The sequence below is a fragment of the Achromobacter sp. FW305-C-13 genome, assembly GCF_058783475.1.
The window spans coordinates 895,959-918,315 of the sequence record NZ_JBYSYN010000002.1 but is presented as its reverse complement, the minus strand read 5'-3'; the positions used below and the strand labels follow the sequence as shown (position 1 = coordinate 918,315).

Annotated in this window: 21 protein-coding genes; 13 read left to right on the top strand and 8 right to left on the bottom strand. The window is 65.4% G+C overall.

The annotated features are described in order from the left end of the window. Nucleotides 1-392: 392 nt before the first annotated feature. On the bottom strand, nt 393-842 hold the full coding sequence (locus AC3WMU_RS15650) for a lysozyme inhibitor LprI family protein (RefSeq protein WP_035214170.1): 450 nt from the start codon (nt 840-842) through the stop codon (nt 393-395). 455 nt (nt 843-1,297) lie between these two features. Between AC3WMU_RS15650 and groES the strand changes: the two genes are divergently transcribed. The 3 genes from groES to AC3WMU_RS15635 all read left to right on the top strand — a co-directional run bounded on the left by groES (nt 1,298) and on the right by AC3WMU_RS15635 (nt 4,417). Further along, a complete protein-coding gene (gene groES / locus AC3WMU_RS15645; protein WP_006221616.1) occupies nt 1,298-1,585 on the top strand; it encodes a co-chaperone GroES in 288 nt (95 codons plus the stop codon). Nucleotides 1,586-1,622: 37 nt separating this feature from the next. Continuing rightward, nucleotides 1,623-3,263, top strand: a complete 1,641-nt coding sequence (gene groL / locus AC3WMU_RS15640) for a chaperonin GroEL (protein WP_006227642.1) — start codon at nt 1,623-1,625, stop codon at nt 3,261-3,263. A gap of 221 nt (nt 3,264-3,484) precedes the next feature. Continuing rightward, a complete protein-coding gene (locus AC3WMU_RS15635) occupies nt 3,485-4,417 on the top strand; it encodes a YihY/virulence factor BrkB family protein (RefSeq protein WP_454677824.1) in 933 nt (310 codons plus the stop codon). A 7-nt stretch (nt 4,418-4,424) separates the two neighbouring features. Here AC3WMU_RS15635 and AC3WMU_RS15630 read toward each other — a convergent pair whose 3' ends face one another. Next, the gene (locus tag AC3WMU_RS15630; protein ID WP_006227640.1) at nt 4,425-4,907 is read right to left on the bottom strand and encodes a MarR family winged helix-turn-helix transcriptional regulator; all 483 of its coding nucleotides are present in this window, start codon (nt 4,905-4,907) and stop codon (nt 4,425-4,427) included. A 152-nt stretch (nt 4,908-5,059) separates the two neighbouring features. Here AC3WMU_RS15630 and AC3WMU_RS15625 point away from each other — a divergent pair, with 152 nt between their 5' ends. The 10 genes from AC3WMU_RS15625 to AC3WMU_RS15580 all read left to right on the top strand — a co-directional run bounded on the left by AC3WMU_RS15625 (nt 5,060) and on the right by AC3WMU_RS15580 (nt 14,939). Continuing rightward, on the top strand, nt 5,060-6,517 hold the full coding sequence (locus tag AC3WMU_RS15625) for a 2-hydroxymuconic semialdehyde dehydrogenase (RefSeq protein WP_492282617.1): 1,458 nt from the start codon (nt 5,060-5,062) through the stop codon (nt 6,515-6,517). A gap of 23 nt (nt 6,518-6,540) precedes the next feature. Further along, entirely contained in the window at nt 6,541-6,972 is a 432-nt protein-coding gene (locus tag AC3WMU_RS15620; RefSeq protein WP_006227638.1) for a RidA family protein, read from the top strand. A gap of 25 nt (nt 6,973-6,997) precedes the next feature. Then, entirely contained in the window at nt 6,998-8,029 is a 1,032-nt protein-coding gene (locus AC3WMU_RS15615; protein ID WP_006227637.1) for a LysR substrate-binding domain-containing protein, read from the top strand. 633 nt (nt 8,030-8,662) lie between these two features. Then, the gene (locus tag AC3WMU_RS15610; protein WP_088589320.1) at nt 8,663-9,214 is read left to right on the top strand and encodes a 3-hydroxyanthranilate 3,4-dioxygenase; all 552 of its coding nucleotides are present in this window, start codon (nt 8,663-8,665) and stop codon (nt 9,212-9,214) included. A 22-nt stretch (nt 9,215-9,236) separates the two neighbouring features. Next, nucleotides 9,237-10,238 (top strand): amidohydrolase family protein, encoded by a 1,002-nt coding sequence (locus AC3WMU_RS15605; protein WP_427959312.1) that lies wholly within the window; start codon nt 9,237-9,239, stop codon nt 10,236-10,238. A gap of 61 nt (nt 10,239-10,299) precedes the next feature. Beyond that, nucleotides 10,300-11,475, top strand: coding sequence for an ABC transporter substrate-binding protein (locus AC3WMU_RS15600; RefSeq protein WP_492282616.1), 1,176 nt, complete (start codon nt 10,300-10,302; stop codon nt 11,473-11,475). 50 nt (nt 11,476-11,525) lie between these two features. Then, complete coding sequence (locus AC3WMU_RS15595; RefSeq protein WP_006227633.1) at nt 11,526-12,446, top strand: branched-chain amino acid ABC transporter permease; 921 nt, start codon at nt 11,526-11,528, stop codon at nt 12,444-12,446. Between the two features lie 11 nt (nt 12,447-12,457). Further along, complete coding sequence (locus AC3WMU_RS15590; RefSeq protein WP_035214165.1) at nt 12,458-13,444, top strand: branched-chain amino acid ABC transporter permease; 987 nt, start codon at nt 12,458-12,460, stop codon at nt 13,442-13,444. Then, on the top strand, nt 13,441-14,232 hold the full coding sequence (locus AC3WMU_RS15585) for an ABC transporter ATP-binding protein (RefSeq protein WP_492282615.1): 792 nt from the start codon (nt 13,441-13,443) through the stop codon (nt 14,230-14,232). The genes AC3WMU_RS15590 and AC3WMU_RS15585 overlap by 4 nt, the downstream gene beginning before the upstream one ends. Then, nucleotides 14,229-14,939: an ABC transporter ATP-binding protein gene (locus AC3WMU_RS15580; protein WP_492282614.1), complete on the top strand. Its 711-nt coding sequence runs from the start codon at nt 14,229-14,231 to the stop codon at nt 14,937-14,939. The genes AC3WMU_RS15585 and AC3WMU_RS15580 overlap by 4 nt, the downstream gene beginning before the upstream one ends. 11 nt (nt 14,940-14,950) lie before the next feature. Here AC3WMU_RS15580 and AC3WMU_RS15575 read toward each other — a convergent pair whose 3' ends face one another. The 6 genes from AC3WMU_RS15575 to AC3WMU_RS15550 form a co-directional block, all read right to left on the bottom strand. Continuing rightward, nucleotides 14,951-16,003, bottom strand: coding sequence for an Ldh family oxidoreductase (locus AC3WMU_RS15575; RefSeq protein WP_492282613.1), 1,053 nt, complete (start codon nt 16,001-16,003; stop codon nt 14,951-14,953). A 10-nt stretch (nt 16,004-16,013) separates the two neighbouring features. Further along, nucleotides 16,014-17,534: a mannitol dehydrogenase family protein gene (locus AC3WMU_RS15570; protein ID WP_492282612.1), complete on the bottom strand. Its 1,521-nt coding sequence runs from the start codon at nt 17,532-17,534 to the stop codon at nt 16,014-16,016. 139 nt (nt 17,535-17,673) lie between these two features. Then, complete coding sequence (locus AC3WMU_RS15565; protein WP_280029744.1) at nt 17,674-19,209, bottom strand: UxaA family hydrolase; 1,536 nt, start codon at nt 19,207-19,209, stop codon at nt 17,674-17,676. Nucleotides 19,210-19,249: 40 nt separating this feature from the next. Continuing rightward, on the bottom strand, nt 19,250-20,116 hold the full coding sequence (locus tag AC3WMU_RS15560; RefSeq protein WP_492282611.1) for a fumarylacetoacetate hydrolase family protein: 867 nt from the start codon (nt 20,114-20,116) through the stop codon (nt 19,250-19,252). A 33-nt stretch (nt 20,117-20,149) separates the two neighbouring features. Next, entirely contained in the window at nt 20,150-20,896 is a 747-nt protein-coding gene (locus AC3WMU_RS15555) for an SDR family oxidoreductase (protein ID WP_492282610.1), read from the bottom strand. 13 nt (nt 20,897-20,909) lie between these two features. Beyond that, entirely contained in the window at nt 20,910-22,319 is a 1,410-nt protein-coding gene (locus tag AC3WMU_RS15550) for a TRAP transporter large permease (protein WP_006227624.1), read from the bottom strand. Nucleotides 22,320-22,357 lie beyond the last annotated feature (38 nt).

Sequence of the window (22,357 nt, the reverse complement as noted above, 5' to 3'; positions counted from 1 at the left end):
CCAACTTGCGTGAACCAAATCTCAAGTTGGATGAAATTCGACACCAGGAAAAGGCGCTGTCCGCCGTGCCGTCATGGTCAGCCGTGCTCAGGAACCAGCGTGTCTGGTTTGCGTTGTGCAAGTCAGTGAATGCCGCCAGGAAAGCGCCATAGCCATGCGCATCGCCCGGCGCATCCGCTGACGTCGAGTTGGGCGCCGTCCGAAGTACCGTCCAGCCGTGAGCGGCAAGATGATCCAGGAAGCGTTGTGGCTGCAATGTCATGTCGGTTTCCTCGGATCGGATGTCTGTGATATTGCAGTCTGACACCTTACTTTGGACACCTTATTTTGTTTCGGCCCCGACAGGATGCTTTTAAATAGCAAAATTCGACCACCCCGGAGGGCTTCGCGTATTACTTGCCTGCGGGGCCCAGCGCCTCTGCCCAGTTCTTTTTCATGGCAGCGATGCGGTCCACGTAGGCGGATTTCAGGCAGGCGGCGTCGGGGCAACGGTCGCGCACGGTGGTGCGCCATAGCGTCTGCTCTTTCGCTACAGGATCGCGCCATTCACCGGTTTCACCGTCACGGCCAGCGGTTTCGGCCTGAATCTTGTCGTAAAGCTCCTTCACCTGATCGTCCAGCTTGGACAATGATGGTTCGGCGCAGATTAGATGTTCGACATGGGTTTTCGCGGCCTTGCAGTCGAAGCCAGCGGCATAGGCCGCTTCGATCTGCAGGAAAGGAGCGCTGGCGAGGACCGCGCAGATTACAGCATGCAGGATCGCGTGTTTGCCTTGAGCGCTTTGCCGGCATCGGCCTTCCATGATGCCGGTCGGTATTGCCGTGAGAACGGGGTTGCGCACGTCCTTCACTCCTGAATAGTCTGCGGCCACGGATATGGTGGACCAAGTGGTCGATTTTCCCGTTTGTCGAAAGGTTGTGCAACTTTTGGCTCTCGTATGCCTTGAACCAGTGGCAGGCGCTCAAGCGCTACGTCGATGACGGCCGGCTTAAAGCGACATCACCCTAAGCGTGACACACAGAATTGGACCTCCAGAGGCGAAATGCGGCTGGAGGCCTCGCCAGTCCTTGTATATCGAAAATTCTCGATTCCCAAACTGGATGACGTAAATCCCAAGTTGGATGAATTTCGACATCGACACCAACCGGCGTACCCATCAAATATGTAACAGCCCGGCCTCCCCCCCTTGAAGCCCGGAACATCATCCCTATAATTAGCACTCGACACCGGTGAGTGCTAACAGCCCTCCCGGGGCTAACCGATCATTCACTTTTTTCAAGTAAACAGGAGTTCCTCATGGCCTTGCGTCCCCTGGGCGATCGCGTGATCGTCAAACGCCTCGAAAACGAGCGCAAGACTGCCTCGGGCATCGTCATCCCCGACAGCGCCGCAGAAAAGCCTGATCAAGGCGAAGTCGTGGCCGTCGGCCCCGGCAAGAAGACCGAAGACGGCAAGATTCTGCCGGTCGACCTGAAGGCTGGCGACAAGGTTCTGTTCGGCAAGTACGCCGGCCAGTCCGTGAAGGTTGATGGCGAAGAACTGCTCGTCATCCGCGAGGACGAAATCCTCGCCGTGGTTCAGTAAACCCCGCCTCAAACGAATTTTCGAAGGAAGCTAAGAAATGGCTGCCAAGCAAGTATTGTTCGGTGACGACGCCCGCGTGCGCATCGTCCGCGGCGTGAATGTTCTCGCCAACGCTGTTAAGACCACCCTGGGCCCCAAGGGTCGCAACGTCGTGCTGGAGCGCTCGTTCGGCGCCCCGACGGTGACCAAGGACGGCGTGTCCGTCGCCAAGGAAATCGAACTGAAGGACAAGTTCGAAAACATCGGCGCACAACTGGTCAAGGACGTTGCTTCCAAGACCTCCGACAACGCCGGTGACGGCACCACGACCGCCACCGTGCTGGCTCAAGCCATCGTCATGGAAGGCCTGAAGTACGTTGCCGCCGGTTTCAACCCGATCGACCTGAAGCGCGGCATCGACAAGGCTGTCGCCGCTGCCGTGGCTGAACTGAAGAAGCAATCCAAGCCGGTCACGACCAGCAAGGAAATCGCTCAAGTCGGTTCGATCTCGGCCAACAGCGATTCCTCCATCGGCCAGATCATCGCTGACGCGATGGACAAGGTCGGCAAGGAAGGCGTCATCACCGTCGAAGACGGCAAGTCGCTGGAAAACGAGCTGGACGTCGTCGAAGGCATGCAATTCGACCGCGGCTACCTGTCGCCCTACTTCATCAACAGCCCGGAAAAGCAAGTTGCCGTGCTGGAAGACCCGTTTGTCCTGATCTTCGACAAGAAGATCAGCAACATCCGTGACCTGCTGCCCGTGCTGGAACAAGTTGCCAAGTCGAGCCGTCCCCTGCTGATCATCGCAGAAGACGTCGAAGGCGAAGCGCTGGCCACCCTGGTTGTCAACAACATCCGTGGCATCCTGAAGACCACCGCCGTCAAGGCTCCGGGCTTCGGCGACCGCCGCAAGGCCATGCTGGAAGACATCGCCATCCTGACGGGCGGCACGGTGATCTCCGAAGAAACCGGCATGTCGCTGGAAAAGGCCGGCCTGGCTGAATTGGGCCAAGCCAAGCGCATCGAAGTGGGCAAGGAAAACACGACGATCATCGACGGCGCTGGCGACAGCAAGTCGATCGAGGCTCGCGTCAAGCAAGTCCGCATCCAGATCGAAGAAGCCACTTCCGACTACGACCGTGAAAAGCTGCAAGAACGCGTGGCCAAGCTGGCCGGCGGCGTTGCCGTGATTCGCGTTGGCGCTGCCACCGAAGTCGAAATGAAGGAAAAGAAGGCTCGCGTCGAAGACGCCCTGCACGCTACCCGCGCTGCAGTGGAAGAAGGCGTTGTGGCTGGCGGCGGTGTTGCACTGCTGCGCGCCAAGCAAGCCATCGCTGACCTGAAGGGCGACACGCCTGACCAGAACGCCGGTATCAAGCTGATCCTGCGTGCTGTGGAAGAGCCGCTGCGCACCATCGTCACGAACGCCGGCGAAGAAGCCAGCGTCGTGGTCAGCAACGTGCTGAACGGCAAGGGCAACTACGGCTACAACGCCGCAACCGGCGAGTACACCGACCTGGTTGAGCAAGGCGTGCTGGATCCCACCAAGGTGACCCGCACCGCCCTGCAAAACGCTGCCTCCGTCGCCAGCCTGCTGCTGACGGCTGAAGCCGCCGTGGTCGAACTGGCCGAAGACAAGCCCGCTGCCCCGGCCATGCCGGGTGGCATGGGCGGCATGGGCGGCATGGACTTCTAAGTCCCGCTTCCCTTGCAAGGCCTCCCCGGCTCACGCCGGGGAACGCAGTATCCTGAGAAACCCCCGGACCTTCGCCCCGGGGGTTTTTCTTTTGGCGTCGCCGGACGCCCACTGGCCGAATTACGCCCTGAGCGGTGCGAACACGTTTGCGCACAAACTGTTGGTTTCGCCTGGGCGCATGCGTCCCTACAATAAAGGGTCCACAGACCGAGTCCAGACCCATGCGCCTTCCTCAGAGCCTGCGAGCCTTGCGTCCGTCCGAAATCGGCGGATTGCTGATGGATTCCGCCAACCAATGGTCAAGCCATCGCGCCTCCAGCAAAGGGGCAGCCCTGGCTTTGTACATGGTGTTCTCGCTGGCGCCCATGCTGATCCTGGTGATCGCGGTGGCGGGCGCGTTCTTTGGCGAGGATGCGGTGCGCTCCGAGTTGTTCTCGTCGCTGCGGGACCTGACCGGCGAACGTGGCGCGGAAGTCATCCAGACCGTGCTGGCCAGCGCCCATGAGTCAGGTGGCGGCTGGATTGCGGCGCTGATTTCGATTTTTGTGCTGATCTTCAGCGCGACGACGGCGTTTGCCGAACTGAAGGCCAGCCTGGACGACCTGTGGGAAGTGCCGCCTAACCAGAAGGGTGGCATCCAGGGCATGGTTCGCAGCCGCATGCTGTCGTTCGGCCTGGTGCTGGTACTGGCCCTGTTCCTGCTGATCTCGCTGACCGTGAATGCAGGCCTGGGCGCCGCGCGCAAGTTCTACGGCGACCTCTGGATGGCGTCCACGTTCGCCACAGTGGCCGACTGGCTGTCCAGCCTGTTCTCGTTCTCGGTGGTGGTGGCGCTGTTCGCCGTGATCTTCAAGCTGCTGCCCAGCGCCCGGATTTCCTGGAAGGACGTCATTCCCGGCGCCATCGTGACGGCGGCCCTGTTCCTGGTCGGCAAATGGGGCATCGGGGTCTACCTGAGCCGCGGCGCCGCGGTCTCCGCGTATGGCGCGGCCGGCTCGCTCATCGCCCTGCTGCTGTGGATCTATTACTCCGCGCAGATCTTCTTCTTCGGCGCGGTGTTCACACGGCAGTTCGCGCTGCGCTTTGGCAAGGCGGCGGATGCCGCCCCGACGGAGCCGCCCCCGGCGGATTCCCCGCCGCCCCCCGTCGCCTGATCCGCTGTCAGGCGGGATCCTGGGGCTCCAGCCCCACCATCAAGCGCAGGCACTTCAAAAATACGGGCCGCAGTTCTGGCGGAATCGGCGCCAGCACCGCGGCCTCGACGTCGGCGTCTTGCGGCAGGATGCGCGCCAGCAGCGCCACGCCCTCGTCCGTGATCTCCAACGCATAGGCGCGGCCATCTTCCGTGGACCGCGTGCGGCGCACATACCCCTTCGCGGTCATGCGGGCCATCATTTCGGCAAAGGAATTGCGGTCCAGGGCGATCAGCTCGGCGATGCGGTTCTGCGTGGCGCCGGGGTTCTGATAGACGGTGATCAACAAGGCCTTCTGGCGCGGCGTGAGGTCTTCGTCCGGGAAGGCTTGCGCGAACAGGGCTTCGGCCCGGAAATGCGCGCGGCGCAGCAGGTGCGAGGCGACCTGGGTCAGGTCGAAAGCTTGCAGGTCGCGGGGCGGAGCCGCTGCAAAACGGGCGGTGGCGGTCATCGGGCTTCCATGGGTTGTGCTTGCCGATTGTAGGCGTTGGCTCCCTCGAAAATGCGCATTGACTTGGCGCCGGCCGCTGCCTATGATCCAAAATATAGTACGTATACGTATTTATTGACCGCCAACCCGAACACCATCCAAGGGGCCAGATCGTGACGATCCGCCAACTGCGCAACTACATCGACGGCCGCTTTGAAGACGGCGCGTCCACCTTCGACAAGCACAGCCCGGTGGACGGGCAGCATATTGCCCAGGTCCATGAAGCCAGCCAGGACCAGGTCAACCGCGCCATCGCGGCCGCGCATCGGGCGCTGCCGGCCTGGGCCGGTTTGTCGGTCGAGGCACGCACGGACCACCTGCTGGCGCTGGCCGACGGCATCACCCGGCGCTTTGACGACTTCCTGCAGGCCGAGATTGGCGACACCGGCAAACCGGTAGGCTGGGCCGGCAAGATCGACATCCCGCGCGGCGCCGCGAATTTTCGTGCCTTTGCCGAACTGGCCCGCACGCTGGATATGGAAAGCTACATGACGGACACGCCCGACGGCCGGCAGGCGCTGAACTACGCCTACCGCAAGCCGCTGGGCGTGGTGGGCGTGATCTCGCCGTGGAACCTGCCGCTGCTGCTGTTGACCTGGAAGGTGGCGCCCGCGCTGGCGTTCGGCAACACCGTGGTCATGAAGCCGTCGGAAGTCACGCCCAGCACCGCCACCCTGCTGGCCGAAGTGGCGGACCAGGCCGGGCTGCCCGCCGGCGTGCTGAATCTGACGCACGGTTTCGGGCCGGGATCGGCGGGCGAATTCCTGACCACGCATCCGGACATCGACGGCATTACCTTCACCGGCGAATCCGCCACGGGCACCACCATCATGCGGGCCGTCGCGCCGGGCGTGAAACCGGTGTCGTTCGAACTGGGCGGCAAGAACGCCGCGCTGGTATTTGCCGATGCCGATTTCGACGCGGCAGTCGACGGCGTCACGCGGTCGGTCTTCGCCAATTGCGGACAGGTCTGCCTGTGCACGGAACGCGTGTACGTAGAGCGCCCCATCTACGAACGCTTCGTCGCCGCGTTGGCTGCCCGCGCGCGCGACATGCGCATCAGCTGGCCCCTGGACCCGGCGACGGAAATGGGCCCGCTGGTGTCGCGCGAGCATCGCGAGAAAGTGTTGTCGTACTTTGCGCTGGCGCGCGAAGAAGGCGCTACCGTGGTGGCGGGCGGCGGCGTGCCAGTGTTTGGCGACTCCCGCGATGCGGGCGCCTATGTACAGCCCACCATCTGGACCGGCCTGAAAGAAGACGCCCGCTGCATCAAGGAAGAAGTGTTCGGCCCGGTGTGCCACGTGGCGCCTTTCGACACCGAGGAAGAGGCCATCCGCCTGGCGAACGACACGCGCTACGGCCTGGCCGCCGCGGTCTGGACGCAGAACCTGACGCGCGGGCACCGCGTGGCGCAAGCCATGAAAGTGGGCCTGGCCTGGGTGAACTGCTGGTTCCTGCGCGACCTGCGCACGCCGTTCGGCGGCAGCGGACTGTCCGGCATCGGCCGTGAAGGCGGCCGCCATTCGCTGCATTTCTATACTGAACCCACCAACGTCTGCATCAAGCTCTGACCCTGTCCACAAAGGAACGCAAGATGACCCAGTCCAACGTCAGCGCCACCGTCGTCGCCGGCAAAGCCACGCCGCGCGGCAAGTATCCCCACATCAAACGCGCCGGCGACTTCCTGTTCGTCTCCGGCACCAGCTCGCGCCTGCCCGACAATCGCATCGCTGGCGCTGAAGTCGACGCCATGGGCACGACCACGCTGGACATCCGCGTGCAGACGCGCGCCGTCATCGAGAACATCGGCGACATCCTGGCGACCGCCGGCGCCACGCTGGCAGATGTAGTCGAGATCAGTACTTTCCTGGTCAACATGAACGACTTCGGTGGATACAATCAGGTCTATGGCGAGTTCTTCGACGCCGATGGCCCGGCGCGCACCACCGTCGCGGTGCATCAGTTGCCGCACCCGCAATTGCTGATTGAGATCAAGGCGGTCGCCTACAAGCCGCTGGCGCGCTAGCTTCCGGCTACGCGGCGGGCAGATGATGGGCGACGGCATTTCGCGTTCACACAGGGAACAGGATGACGGCTCGCGGCGCACCGCCGGCGCCGCCCCACGCATGTCGAACTTCCGCATCACGCCCAACGCGCTCAGCCACAAGCTGAAGCTGCACCAACTGCAGATCTTCGAACGCGTGCTGGCGCGCCGTTCGCTGTCGCGCGCGGCCAGCGAACTGCATCTGACCCAGCCCACCGTCACCAAAGCCATCCACGACCTGGAAGCCTTTTTCGGTGCCACGCTCTTCGAACGGTCGAACCGGGGTGTCACGCCCACCGAACTGGCCCTGGTGCTGGGCCGCCGAGTCCACGCAATGATGGCCGAAGTCCGGTACATGGCCGACGACATCGATGCCGTGCTGGGCGGCGCCAGCGGCCACGTCGTCGTGGGCACCCTGATCGCTGCCTCCGCGAAGCTGCTGCCCGAAGCCATCGCGCGCCTGATGACGGAACACCCCGGCATCCAGGTCACGGTGCGCGAAGGTCCGTCCGCCCAATTGCTGCCCGCGCTGGCCACCGGCGACGTCGACATCGTCGTGGGCCGCCTGCCCGGCGCCGACATGGCCTCAATTTCCGGCGTGGCGGTAGACCACCACAAGCTGTACCGCGAATCGCTATGCCTGGTGGTGGGCGCCCAGCATCCGATGGCCCACGCGCAATCGGTGTCGCTGCCCGACCTGATCGACCACATCTGGATCCTGCCCGCGCCCACCTCGCCGCTACGCGCCTCCGTCGAACGCACCTTCTTCGACGCCGGCCTGCGCCTGCCCGCGCGCCACGTCGAGTCCTTATCGCTGCTGACCAACATCGGCATCCTGATGCACAGCGACGCCCTGGCCTTGATCCCCTACGACGCTGCCGCACAATTCCTGTCCATGGGCCTGCTCGCACGCCTGCCCACCGACGTCTTCGGCGACTTCGGCGACGTCGGCTACTCCATCCGCGCCGACCGCCCGCTGACCCCCGCGTGCCAACGCCTGGTGGACTACCTGAAAACCATCGCAGCGCAACGGCCGTAGTGCGCGCGCGGCGTCGGGCCTTACTTGCCACGATGATGGGTTACGCGCGAAGAACAGCCGCGTCCTTCTGCCCCGCTTGCCGCGCTCCACCCATCCTACAAATGCCACCGCACGCGTTCGTGCCCAGGGTCATCACCTCGTGATCCCCCACGATTCAATCCGCCATCCCAGTAGCACAACTCAAACGCCACGACGCAAGACACCGCCAAAGCCCCAAAAGGCCGCCCGCGCGGCCGGCCTGGGGCGAGCCCCGCAAGATCCTCCACCCCCACCCCACCCGCGGCGAGCACCCCAAGCACACCGTCCTCCCCGCTGACGGCCGCTTGCCGCTGACGCAGCGCGGCGTGGCGCGTGCCCGCGGTGCGCGGGGAGTCGATAAGCCCAAGGGAATCCGTAGGGAGCCGAAGGCGTACGAGGATGACGCAGGGGAAGTCCGGAGCGAAGGCTCCGGACCGCAATCGTTGACCCGCGCACCGCGGGCACGCGCCACGCCGTGCGTCTCAAGAACCAACAACCGCCCCATCAGGGAAACCCCGCGATAGATAACCCGAATGTCCACCCCGACAATTTCTATTATGCAGCCCCCCTCCCCCCGCCTAGACTGCATCAACAACGTCCTCCCCGGAGACCCTCATGCCCGCCTACGGCCCGCCGTTGAATTTCCAGCGCTGGATCCAAGACCACGCGCATCTTCTGAAGCCGCCGGTCGGCAACCAGCAGATCTGGCAGGACGCAGACTTCATCGTCACCGTCGTCGGCGGCCCGAACCTTCGCACCGACTATCACGATGACCCGCTGGAAGAATTCTTCTACCAGATCAAAGGCAACGCCTGGCTGTCCCTGTGGGTGGACGGCAAACCCGAACGCGTGGACCTGAAGGAAGGCGACATCTTCCTGCTTCCCCCGCACGTGCGGCACTCCCCGCAACGCCCCGAGACCGACAGCGCCTGTCTGGTCATCGAGCGCCAGCGCCCCGTGGGCCTGGTCGACGGCTTCGAATGGTATTGCCCGCATTGCCGCCACCTGGTGCATCGCGTCGAAGTGCAGTTAAAGAGCATCGTCACCGACTTGCCGCCGTTGTTCCAAGGCTTTTACGCCAGCACGGAAAAGCGCACCTGCCCTGGTTGCGGAGCAATCCACCCGGGCAAAGGCCACGCGCCCTCGCCCCAAGCCACCCCTGCCTAGTCTCCCTGCGAAGCCGCTTCCCATGATCCAGAAAATCGACATGCACGCCCACTTCTTTCCGCCGATCACCCGGCAGGAAGCGGCCGCGCTGGACCCCGTCAACGCGCCGTGGCTGCGGGCTGACGGCGATGGCGCCACCGGCCAGATCATGGCCGGCGACCGGCCGTTCCGGCCCGTAGACGCGACCCTGTGGGACCCGGCGCTGCGCATCGCCCAGATGGACCGCCACGGCGTGGACGTGCAGATCCTGTGCGCCACGCCGATCATGTTCGGCTACACCTACCCAGGCCAGGCCGCGGCCGATTGGGCGGCGCGCATGAACGACCTGGCGCTTGAGCATTGCGCCCACGCGCCATCGCGCCTGAAAGCGCTGGCGCAGGTGCCGCTGCAAGACCTGGATCTGGCCTGCAAGGAAGCGTCGCGCTCGCGCGCCGCCGGCCATCTTGGCGTACAGATCGGCAACCACGTCGGCCCGCGCGACCTGGATGACGACACGCTGGTGCAGTTCCTGATCCATTGCGCCAACAACGACATCCCGGTGCTGGTGCATCCGTGGGACATGATGACCGACGGTCGCATGAAGAAATGGATGCTGCCGTGGCTGGTCGCCATGCCCGCCGAAACGCAGCTGGGCATCCTGTCACTGATCCTGTCCGGCGCCTTCGAACGCATCCCCCGCAGCCTGAAGCTGTGCTTTGCGCACGGCGGCGGCAGCTTCGCCTTCCTGCTGGGCCGCGTGGACAACGCCTGGCGGCATCGCGACATCATCCGCGAAGATTGCCCGCAATTGCCGTCGTCCTACACCGATCGCTTCTATACCGACAGCGCGGTGTTTGACCCGCGCTCGCTGCGCCTGTTGGTCGACGTGATGGGCGAAGACCGCGTGCTGCTGGGATCCGACTATCCCTACCCGCTGGGCGAACAGGAAGTCGGCCGCCTGGTGGCGCATGCCGACCTGAGCCCCACGGTGCAGCAGAAGATCCTGCTGCGCAACACGCTGACCTTCTTCGGCCTGAACGCATAACGCGCTTTCCGCACTTCACAACACCACGACCGTGCCACACGGCGACTCAAGGGAAAACACCATGAAACGCACCACCACGCTGGCCGCCGCTGCGGTCATGGGACTGGCCTTATCGGCCACCGCAGTGGCCGATGTGAAAATCGGCCTGCTGACGACATTGACCGGCCCCGGCTCCGTGCTGGGCCAGGACCAGCTGGACGGCTTCATGCTGGCCGTGGAGCAAGGTGGCGGCAAGCTGGGCGGCGTACCCGTGCAGGTCATCAAGGAAGACGACCAGTTCAAGCCCGAAGTCGGTGTGCAGGCCGCGCGCAAACTGGTGCAAAGCGACAAGGTGCCGATCATCACCGGCGTGGTGTATTCCAACGTGATGCTGGCCGTGGTGCGGCCGGTGACGACCGCCAGCGTGTTTCTGGTGGGTTCCAACGCCGGCCCCACCAATTTGGCGGGCAAGGACTGTTCGCCCTATTTCTTCTCCACGTCCTGGAACAACACGCAGCGCCATGAAGGCAGTGGCGAAATGGCCAACCAGATGGGGTTCAAGAAGGTCTACCTGCTTGCGCCCAACTATCAGGCCGGCAAGGACGCCATGGCCGGCTTCAAGCGCTTCTACAAGGGTGAAGTGGCCAACGAAGTCTTCACCCAGGTCAACCAGCCGGACTATTCCGTGGAGCTGGCCGCGCTGGCCGACGCCAAGCCGGACGCCGCCTACGTATTCTTTCCCGGCGGCATGGGCGTGAACTTCATCAAGCAATACCGCCAGGCCGGCCTCTTCGGCAAGATTCCGCTGCTGTCGGTGGACACCATCGACGGCGCCACCCTGCCCGCGCTGCAAAAAGACGCGCTGGGCGCCGTGACCAATGTGCCGTACTCGCCCGACCTGGACAACGCCGCCAACAAGACCTTTGCGGCGGCGTTCCGCCAGAAGTACGGCCGCGAGCCCTCCAGCTATGCGGCGCAATCCTTCGACGCCGCCCAGCTGATCGGCTCGGCCTTGAAGAAGACGGGCGGCAAGACCGACGACAAGGACGCCTTGCGCAAGGCCCTGGAAGCCGCCGATTTCCCATCGGTGCGCGGCGAATTCCGCTATCAGCCCAACCACTTCCCGGTGGCCGGATTCTTCCGCGCCGACGTAGAAGCCGGCGCAGACGGCAAGGTCGCCTTCGTGAACAAGGGCCCGATCTTTCCGGACCTGTCCAAAGTCGCCGACCAGTACGCCGCCCAGTGCGTCATGAAGTAAAGCGGGCGGCCAAGACATCCGTCACGGCCGCCGGCAAGAGGTGAACTGATATGTCCACGACGCTGCTGCTGGTGCAGGCCTTGAACGGCCTGCAGCTTGGCATTCTGCTGTTCCTGCTGGCGGCCGGCCTGACGCTGGTGTTCGGCATCATGAATTTCATCAACCTGGCGCACGGCTCGCTCTACATGATGGGCGCCTTCATCGCGGCCACCGTGTTCCGCCACACCGGCTCGTTCCTGCTGGCCGCCGCCGCGGTCATCGCCGGCATGGCGGCGCTGGGTCTGCTGCTGGACCGCATCGCGCTGGCGCGCCTGTATCCGCGCGAACATCTGGACCAGGTGCTGGCCACATTCGGCTTCATCCTGTTCTTCAACGAGCTGACCCGCATCATCTGGGGGCCGGCGCCCATCAGCATGGGCCTGCCATCGTGGCTGTCGGGCACGATCGATATCCTGGGCGTGACGTATCCGCTGTACCGGTTCCTCATCATCGTGGTGGGATTGCTGGTGGCGGCGGGCTGCTACGTGCTGATCCACCGCACGCGGCTGGGCATGCTGATCCGTGCGGGATCCACCGACCGCATGATGGTCGGCGCGCTGGGGGTGAACATCGCACGTCTGAATACGCTGCTGTTCGTGCTGGGCGCGGTGCTGGCGGGGCTGGCGGGGCTGATGGCCGGCCCCATCCTGTCGGCGCAGACTGGCATGGGCGAGCCCATCCTGATCCTGACGCTGGTGGTGATCGTGATCGGCGGCATCGGCTCGGTGCGCGGCGCCTTTCTGGCCGCGCTGATGGTGGGCCTGATCGACACGCTGGGCCGCGCGCTGCTGCCGACACTGCTGCGCGCCGCCTTGCCACCCGCTGCGGCCAACGCGGCCGGCCCGGCCATCGCATCGATGCTGATCTACGTGGTGATGGCGCTGGTGCTGGCCTTGCGGCCGCAGGGCCTGTTTCCCGTCAAGCACGGATAAGGGGAAATTCCATGCACAGGCTTTCTCCTCGAACCCTGGTGGCCGGCACATTGCTGCTGTTGCTGGCGCTGGTTCCCGTCTACGCGCAATGGCAAGGCGAACCCTTCCTGCTGGCGCTGTTCGGCCGCGTGCTGGTCTACGGCGTGGCCGCGCTGGCGCTGAACCTGCTGCTGGGATATGGCGGCATGGTCAGCTTCGGCCACGCGCTGTACCTGGGACTGGGCGCGTATTCCGTTGGCGTGATGTCGCACTACGGTATCGAAAACGGCTGGCTGCATCTGGCGGGCGCGCTCGGCGCGTGCGCCGTGGTGGGGCTGGTCAGCGGTTATGTGGTGATGCGCACCTCGGGCATCGCCTTCATCATGATCACGCTGGCGTTCGCGCAGATGTTCTATTTCCTGGCGACGGGCCTGGACGGCTTCGGCGGCGACGACGGCATGTCGCTGTTCGCAGGCAGCGACTTCGGCGCGTTCCGGCTGGATACGCCGCTGGCTTTGTACTACGCGGCCTTCGGCGTGCTGCTGGCCGTGCTGGGGCTGATGCACCGCATGGTCCACGCGCCATTCGGCATGGCCTTGCGCGGCTGCCAGGCCAATGAACGGCGCATGCGCGCGCTGGGCTTTCCGACCTTGCGCTACCGCCTGGCTGCGTATGTGATTTCCGCAATGATCTGCGGCGTGGCCGGCGTGTTGCTGGCTAACCTGACGATGTATGTGTCGCCGTCGTACCTGGCCTGGACTACGTCGGGCGAATTGATCGTGATGGTGGTGCTGGGCGGCATCGGCACGCTGTTCGGCCCCGTCGTGGGCGCGCTGGCCTTCCTGTTGCTGGAAGAAGGCTTGAAGCTGCTGACGGACCATTGGATGCTGATCATGGGGCTGTTGATCGTCGGCGTGGTGCTGGTGTCGCGACGCGGCGTCTACGGCAATCTGCGCGACACGCCCTGGCGCCGCCGTGCGGCCCGGCCGCTGCGCCAGCCTTCGGGAGAACCGCTATGAGCACGCTGCGTGTGGAGAATCTGCTCAAGCGCTATGGCGGACTGACCGTCACCGACGACTTGTCGCTGGACGTGCATGCCGGCGAACTGCACGCCGTGATCGGGCCAAACGGCGCAGGCAAGACCACGTTGATCGGCCAGCTCAGCGGCGAACTGCGGCCCGACGGCGGCCGCGTGCTGCTGGACGGCCGCGACATCACCCGCATGCCGGTGGAAAAGCGCGTGCGTCACGGCCTGGCCCGTTCGTACCAGATCACATCGGTCTTCAAGCCGTTCACGGCCTTGGAGAATGTGGTGATGGCGGTTCAAGCGCGGCGCGGCCACAGCTTCCGCTTCTGGCGTCCGGTGCTGTCCACCGCCGCGCTGACGGACCCCGCCCAAGACGCCCTGGCGCTGGCCGGCCTGTCCGCCCGCGCCCACACGCCGGCGGGCGAGCTTGCCCACGGCGAACTGCGCCAGCTGGAATTGGCGATGGTGCTGGCCTGCCAGCCGACCTTGCTGCTGCTGGACGAACCGATGGCAGGCATGAGTCAACACGAGTCCGAAGCCATGACCCGCCTGCTGCTGCAACTGCGCGGGCAATACACGATCCTGCTGGTGGAACACGATATGCAAGCGGTCTTCGCGTTGTCAGACCGCATCACGGTCCTGGTGTACGGCCGGGCGCTAGCTTGCGGCACGGCCGACGACATCCGCAACAACCCGCAGGTGCGCGAGTGCTACCTGGGCAGCGAACGCAGCAGCCGCCGCCGCGCGGCGGGCCAACGCAATCCGGCGGTGCCCGCATGAGCGCCCTGCTGTCACTGCGGGGCGTCACCGCACACTATGGCGCCAGCCAGGCGCTGTTCGGCATCGACCTGGATATCGGGCCCGGTGAATTCGTGACCTTGCTGGGACGCAACGGCATGGGCAAGTCCACGACCGTGAAAACGGTAATGGGGCTGAACCGCGCGTCCCAAGGCAGCATCGTCTTCGACGGACGGGACATCAGCCAGCTGCCCGCGTATAAGGTAGCGCAATGCGGCATCGGGCTGGTGCCGGAAGGACGCCACATCTTCCCCAACCTGTCGGTCCGCGAGAACCTGGTCGCCACCGCCCACAACCGCCAGGGCGCGCCGCAGCCCTGGACGCTCGACCGGGTGTACGCGCTGTTTCCCCGCCTGTCGGAGCGCGCCCGTCACCTGGGCAGTCATCTGTCGGGCGGCGAACAGCAGATGCTGGCGATCGGCCGGGCGTTGCTGACCAATCCCCGCTTGCTGATCCTGGACGAGGCCACCGAAGGCCTGGCGCCCGTGGTGCGCGAAGAGATCTGGTCCGCACTGGACACGCTGAAGCAGACGGGGCTGGCGGTGCTGTGCATCGACAAGAACCTGGAACCGCTGCTGGCCACGGCCGACCATCACGCCATCGTGGAAAAGGGGCGCGTAGCGTGGACAGGCTCGTCGCAGGCATTCCTGGACGACGAACCGCGTCTGCTGCAGTACCTGGGGGTTTAGGGTCTGCGCCCTTAGGTTCGGTGCGCGGGGAGCGCCACGCCCAGGCGTGCGCTCCAGTCCGCCATCTGGTCCCACAACGCGGGCGGAACGGGGAGGCCGTGCTGCCGCCGTTCGGCCTGCGCGGCGGCCTCCGGGTCGCCCGGCATGCGAGGCGCACCGGGCGCCTGGGACAATTCCATCGCCATCGCCGCCACGACACCGGCCAATGCCGCGCCGCCGGCGAAACGCAACGGATCGATCACAATGAAGAAAGCGCCCAATTCGCGCGGGCGATCCAGCGCGTCGTACATGGGCGAGATATGCGGCCCGAACGGATTGCCGTTCAAGGGCCCGCACAGCAGTTCGACCATCATGGCAAGGCCATAGCCCTTGTAGCCGTAGCGCTCGCCGCCCAAGGGGCGCAACGCACGGACGTGATCCGCGTCGATGCAATCATGCCCTTGCGCATCCACCGCCACGCCGGGCGGCAGCGTCACGCCGTCGCGCCGGGCGTTCATGACGCGGTTCCAGGGGATGGCCGTGGTGGCCATGTCCAGGCATAGCGGTTCGGCGCCGGCGCGCGGGAACGCCAGCGAAATGGGATTGGTGCCGAAGAATGCCTGATGGCCCCCAAAAGGCGCGGCGATCGAATCGGAATGCGTGAAGGCGATGCCGATCAGGCCTTGCGCAGCCGCCTTGCGGCTATACAGTCCGATCGCCCCGCAATGCGATGAGTTGCTGACGCCGACTGCGGCAATGCCCGCGTCGCGGGCCATTTCCATCGCCAAGGCGTTGGCGCGGTGCGCCACCACGATGCCCTGCCCTTGGCCGCCGTGCAGTTGCGCGGTGCCGGGGCCGGTGCGTTCGATGCGGATCTCGGGGCGGGCCAGAATGGAGCCGTGCGCCACGCGGTTCAGGTAATGGGGCAGCCGCGCGATGCCATGGGAGTCGATGCCCCACAGGCTGGTCTGAGCCAGGCTTTCCACCAGGCACCGCGCATCCTCGTCCGTAAAGCCCTGGGCGCGCAGGCAGTCCTGCCCCCAGTGTTCCCATTCCACAGCATCCACTCGGCATTCCGCATTCATGCTGCACTCCTCAGGTAGCGGCCTCCACGGCGTGGATCACGCCATGCTGACGCAGGGTTTCCAGATGCGCGGCCAGCAGCGAGACGAACTCGGATGCGCCTCCCAGGTCGCCGAACACGGGTTTGAATCCCGACAGCACCATTGCGCGGCGGTGGGCCGCCTGCGACGGCGCCGACGCGCGGGCGGCCACTTCGGCGCGCGCCACCAGCTTGGCCAAGCGTGCCGCCATCGGATCCTGGATCTTGTAGCGGCCGCCCGACTCGTCTTCGCCGCGCAGGTAATGCAGCCAGGCCGCCACCGCCAGCGTCAGGCGCTGGATATCGTCGCCCGTCCGCAAGCGATCGCGGATCGTGTCCAAGAGGCGCTGCGGGACCTTTTGCGATCCATCCATCGCCACCTGCGACGTCGGGTGCGGCAGCGCCGGGTTGGCGATGCGCGCCAGGAATCGGCGGCGGTATTCCTCCAGCCCGCTATCGGGAATACCCTTCAACGTCGGCGCGATCTCCAGCCGCATCATGGCGTCGACGAAACCGCATAGGGCAGGCGTTTGCACCGACTGGCAGATCGTCTGGTGCCCCAGCAACGCGCCCAGATAGGCAAAGGTGGAATGCGGGCCGTTCACCATGCGCAACTTCAGCCGCTCGTAGGGCGCGGCATTACGCACGAAGGTCGCGCCGCCGTGGCTTTCCCAAGCCGGCCGGCCCGCCGCGAACTTGTCTTCGATGACCCAGTTCATATAGGGCTCGCCCACCACCGGCCAGGCATCCTGCACGCCCAGGCGCTGGGTGATCCGCTGCCGGTCATCGTCGCCGGTTCCCGGCACGATGCGGTCGACCATGGAATTCGGGAAGGTGCAATGCGTGTCGATCCAGTGCGTCAGCCCCACATCCACCCGCAAGGCAAAGGCCAGCACCAGGCTGCGCAAGGTATCGCCATTGCCACGCAGGTTGTCGCAAGACAAGAGCGTGACGGGCGGCAGCCCGCGTTCGCGGCGCAGCGCCAACCCATACACCAGAATGCCGATCGTGCTGCGCGGGCGGTGCGGGTTGTCGAGGTCGTGCAGGATGTCGGGATCGTCCCAGCGCAAGTGGCCGGTAGCGGGCTCGTGGCTGTAGCCCTTCTCGGTCACGGTCAGGCTCACGATGCGGGTCTGCGGGTAGGCGATCCGTTCCAGGACGGCGTTGGGATCTTCCTCGGCGACCATCACGCGCAGCACCGAGCCCACCACGCGCAGCTGTTCGCGGGTTTCGCCGTCGGGCCCGCCGTCGCGCAGGGCCAAGGTGTACAGGCCGTCTTGCGGCGTCAGCGCATCGCGGGTGGCGGCGCTGCGCAACGAGACACCCAATATGCCCCAACTGAGGTCGCCGCTGGCTTGCATGGCCAAATCCGTCATCACCGCCTGATGCGCACGGTGAAAGGCTCCCAGCCCCAGATGCACGATGCCGGGCGTGAGCCGGCTGCGGTCATAGATGGGTTTTTCCACGTCTGCGGGCAGGCGCGGCAACGACTCCGTATTCAAACGTTCAAGCATGGTTGACCAATGGCGTAAGGCGCCATGCACCTGTCGGATGACCGGCCAGTCGGCGCGCGGATGAGGATATCCGCTGACGCCGATTTCGTCGATATCGGCAGCGTGACCTATTGCAACGCCGGCGCCCGCCATGCCGCCGCTACATCACCGCGCCCAGCGCCCAGGGCACGAATTCGTTCTGGCCGTAGCCGTGCTCTTCGCTGCGCGTACGACGTCCCGAGGCGGTTTGCAGCATCAGCTGGAAGATGCGCTCGCCCATCTGCGCCACGCTCTGCGCGCCATCCACGACCTCGCCGCAATTGATGTCGATGTCGTCGCTCTGGCGCTGCCACAGCGCGGTGTTGGTCGACAGCTTCAGGGACGGCGCCGGCGCGCAGCCATAGGCGGAACCGCGCCCCGTGGTAAAGCAGATCAGATTTGCGCCGCCTGCTACCTGCCCGGTGGCCGACACGGGGTCGTAGCCCGGCGTGTCCATGAACACCAGCCCGCGCGTGCGCACGGGTTCGGCGTACTCGAACACGTCGGTCAGGTTGGTGGTGCCGCTCTTGGCGATCGCACCCAGCGATTTTTCCAGGATGGTGGTCAGCCCGCCCGCCTTGTTGCCGGCCGACGGGTTGTTGTCCATTTCAGCGTCGTTGCGGGCGCAATAGTCTTCCCACCAGCGCACCCGGGCCAGCAGCTTGTCGGCCACGGCCGGTGTTTCAGCGCGGCGCGTCAGCAGATGCTCGCCGCCATAGATCTCGGGCGTTTCGGACAGGATGGCGGTGCCGCCGTGCCGCACCAGCAGGTCCACCGCCGCGCCCAACGCCGGGTTGGCGCTGATGCCCGAATAGCCGTCGGACCCGCCGCATTGCAGGCCCACCGTCAGATGGCTGGCCGGCACGGGCTGGCGGCGCACCTGGTTGGCTTGTTCCAGCATCCGCTCCACCAGCTCGATGCCGCGCGCCACTGTCTTGCGCGTACCGCCGGTGTCCTGGATGTTGAAGGTGTGCAGCAGGCCGCTTTCGCGCAAGCCCTCTTGTTCCATCAACCCTCCGATCTGGTTGGTTTCGCAACCCAAACCCACCACCATCAGCCCGCCGAAATTCGCATGGCGCGCATAGCCGCCCAGCGTGCGCCGAAGCACCCGCAAGGGTTCGCCTTCGCTGCCCGTGGCACAGCCCGCACCGTGGGTCAGCGCCACCACGCCATCCACGTTCGGACAGGACGCCAGCGCATCGGGGTGGATGTCGCGCCGGAAATGGTCGGCGATGGCGCGTGCCACCGTGGCCGAACAGTTCACGCTGGTCAGGATGCCGATGTAGTTGCGCGTGGCAATGCGCCCGTCGGCGCGCACGATGCCGTCGAACGTGGCCGGTTGCGCCACGTAGTCTGTCGCGTGCGCGCCCTGCCCAACGGCATAGTCGCGCTCGAAGTCCGAGAACTCCAGGTTCTGCGTGTGCACGTGCTGGCCCGGCGCAATGTCCTGCCGTGCCACCCCGATGATCTGGTTGTAGCGGCGCACGGGTTGACCCGCCGCGATGGCGCGCACGGCCACCTTGTGGCCGGGCGGCACCAGGCCCTGCACCGTCACCCCTTCGCTTTCCAGCCGCGTGCCGCTGACCAGCTGACGCCGGGCGATCACGACGTTGTCGGCCGGGTGGATGCGTATCACTGCCGTGTCGTTCTGGGACATGAGGACTCCGGAAAGTAAGGGGTGCGGATTCAGCGGGCGGTTACCCGTCGATCAGCGCCGGATCCCAGGCATGGACCCGCTGGCGCTGTTCGCCCAGCCCGGCAATGCCCAGCTTCATCTCGTCGCCCGCCTTCAGGTAGACGGGCGCGGGCTTCTGGCCCATGCCCACGCCCGGCGGCGTGCCGGTGCTGATCAGGTCGCCCGGATACAGCGTCATGAAGCGGCTGACATAGGCCACCAATTGCGCCACGCCGAACACCATCGTCCGCGTGCTGCCGTTCTGGTAACGCTTGCCGTTCACTTCCAGCCACATCTCCAGGTCTTGCGGATTGGGGACTTCGTCGGCGGTGGCCAGCCACGGGCCGATCGGGCCAAACGTGTCGCAGCCCTTGCCTTTGTCCCAGGTGCCGCCGCGTTCGATCTGGTATTCGCGCTCGGAAACGTCGTTCACCACGCAGTAGCCCGCCACGTGCTTCATGGCGTCGGCTTCGCTCACATAGCGCGCCGTCTCGCCGATCACCACCCCCAGTTCGACTTCCCAGTCGGTCTTGACCGAATCCTGCGGCAGCACGACCGGGTCGTTGGGGCCCACGACGGCGGACGTGGGCTTCATGAAGATGACCGGTTCGGCCGGCACGGCCAGGCCGGATTCGGCGGCATGGTCGGCATAGTTCAGGCCGATGCAGATGAACTTGCCCATCCCGCTCCAGGGCGGCGCCACGCGGCCGGGGTTCGCCACCAGCGGCAGCGCGGACGGGTCCAGCGCGCGCAGTTCGGCAAGCTTGGCGCGCCCAAGCGTCTGCGCGGTGATGTCGGGCAGCACGCCGGACAGGTCGCGCACCTTGCCCTGGGCATCGATCAGGCCGGGCTTCTCGGCGCCCTTGGCGCCATAGCGCATCAGTTTCATAGCAGGTTCCTTGTTGCGGAAAGGGTTAAGCGTTCAATTGGACCAGCCGCCGTCGATCACTTGGGTGGTGCCAGTCGTGAAGGCGGATTCGTCGCTGGCAAGATACACCGCCAGCGCGGCGATTTCAGTGGTGCGCCCGATGCGACCCATGGGCTGGCGCGCCGTGAAGGCGGCTTCCACCGCGGCAATGGATTGGCCGCTGGCCTGCGCCTGGGCCTCGATGCGCTGGCGCAACGACGGCGACTCCACCGTGCCCGGGCAGATGGCGTTGCAGCGAATCCCCCGGGCCACGAAGTCGGCCGCGACGGCCTTGGTCAGCCCGATGACCGCAGCCTTGGTTGCCCCGTAGGCGCAGCGGTTCGGCGCCCCTTTGATGCTGCCGGCCACCGACGCCATGTTGACGATGGAGCCCGACCCTTGCGCCAGCATGCCGGGCAGGCAGGCGCGGATCAGCCGGTACATGGACCGCACGTTCAGGTTGAAGGAAAAGTCCCAGGCGTCTTCGTCGCAATCCAGGATGGTGCCGGCGTGCACGAAGCCCGCGCCGTTGAACAGCACGTCGATGGCACCCGCGCTGTCGGCCAGCGCCTGGATGGCGCGCCCGTCCGTCACGTCCAGCACCTGGGTGCGGCAACCGGAGAGCGTTTGCAGCGCCCCCGCATTGATATCCACGGCAAGCACGTCGGCGCCTTCGCGCGCGTAGGCCTCGGCCACCGCCCGGCCGATGCCCTGGCCCGCGGCGGTCACGATGGCGGTCTTGCCTTGCAGTCTTCCCGACATGGATGTGCTCCTGTTATTTGCCGGCCATGCCCATTGCGGTGGGCAGCCACAGCGTGATCTGGGGGATGTAGGTGATGGCGATCAGTGCCACGAACAGCGGCACCAGCCAGGGAAGGATGGCCATCGTGGTGCGCTCGACCGACAGGCGCGCCACGCGGGCCAGTACGAACAGCACCATGCCCATGGGTGGATGCAGCAGGCCGATCATCAGGTTCAGGGTCATGATCAGGCCGAAGTGGATGGGGTCGATGCCCAGCTTCAGCACGATGGGCAGCAGGATGGGCACCAGGATCGTGATGGCGGCTATGGTGTCGATGAAGCAGCCGACGATCAGGATCAGCACGTTGGCCATCAGCAGGAACACCCACTTGTTCTGCGTCACGCTCAGGATGGCGTCGGTCAGCGTCTGCGCCGCCTGCGTGGTGGTCAGCAACCACGCGAAGACGGATGCGGCCGTCACGATGAACAGCACCGAGGCCGTGGTCTCGATGGTGTCGAACGTGGCTTTGGCCAAGGTCTTGAACGTCATCGAGCGGTAACGCACCAGGCCCAGGAACAGCGCCCAGATGACCGCAGCCACGGCGGCTTCGGTGGGCGTGAACCAGCCCAGCGTCATGCCCCCGATCAGGATCACCGGCGCCATCAACGCCATCACGGCCGAGAAATTGAAACGCCAATCCAGCGCCAGCAACGCGACGAACGCGATGCCGGTCGCCACGTTGGGCGACACGCCGGCCAGCGTCATCAGCCAGATGGACAAGGGAAAGGACAGCACGATCAGCACTTCCAGGCCCGCGCCGCCCAGCCGCTTCCAGTTGAAGGCCACGTCGCCGCCCCAGTTGTTGCGGCGGGCGTAATAGGCCACGGTCAGCATCATCAGGATCGTCAGCACGGCGCCCGGCAGCAGGCCCGCCAGGAACAGCGAACCGATCGACACGTTGGCCATCATGCCGTAGATCACGAACGGCAGCGACGGCGGAATGATGGGGCCCAAGGTCGCCGACGCGGCGGTGACGCCCACGGCGAATTCGGTCTCGTAGCCATGGTCTTTCATGGCCTTGATCTCGATGGTGCCCAGGCCGGCGGCGTCCGCGATGGCCGTGCCCGACATGCCGGCGAACACGACGGAGCCGATGATGTTCACCTGCCCCAGACCGCCGCGCATCCAGCCCACCAGCGCCACGGCGAAGTTGTAGATGCGGCCGGTGATGCCGGCGATGTTCATCAGGTTGCCGGCCAGGATAAAAAACGGCACGGCCAGCAGTGGGAACGACTCCACGCCCGCGATCATGCGCTGCGCGACCACCACGTCCGGCACGCTGCCAGAGATCAAAACGAACAACAACGACGCGCCCGCCATGGACACCGCCACCGGCAGGCCCAGGATCATCAACAGCAGAAAGGTTCCAATCAGTGTGCCCATGTCTTGCTCCTGGAAAGGCACTGCGGATTCGTAAGGGT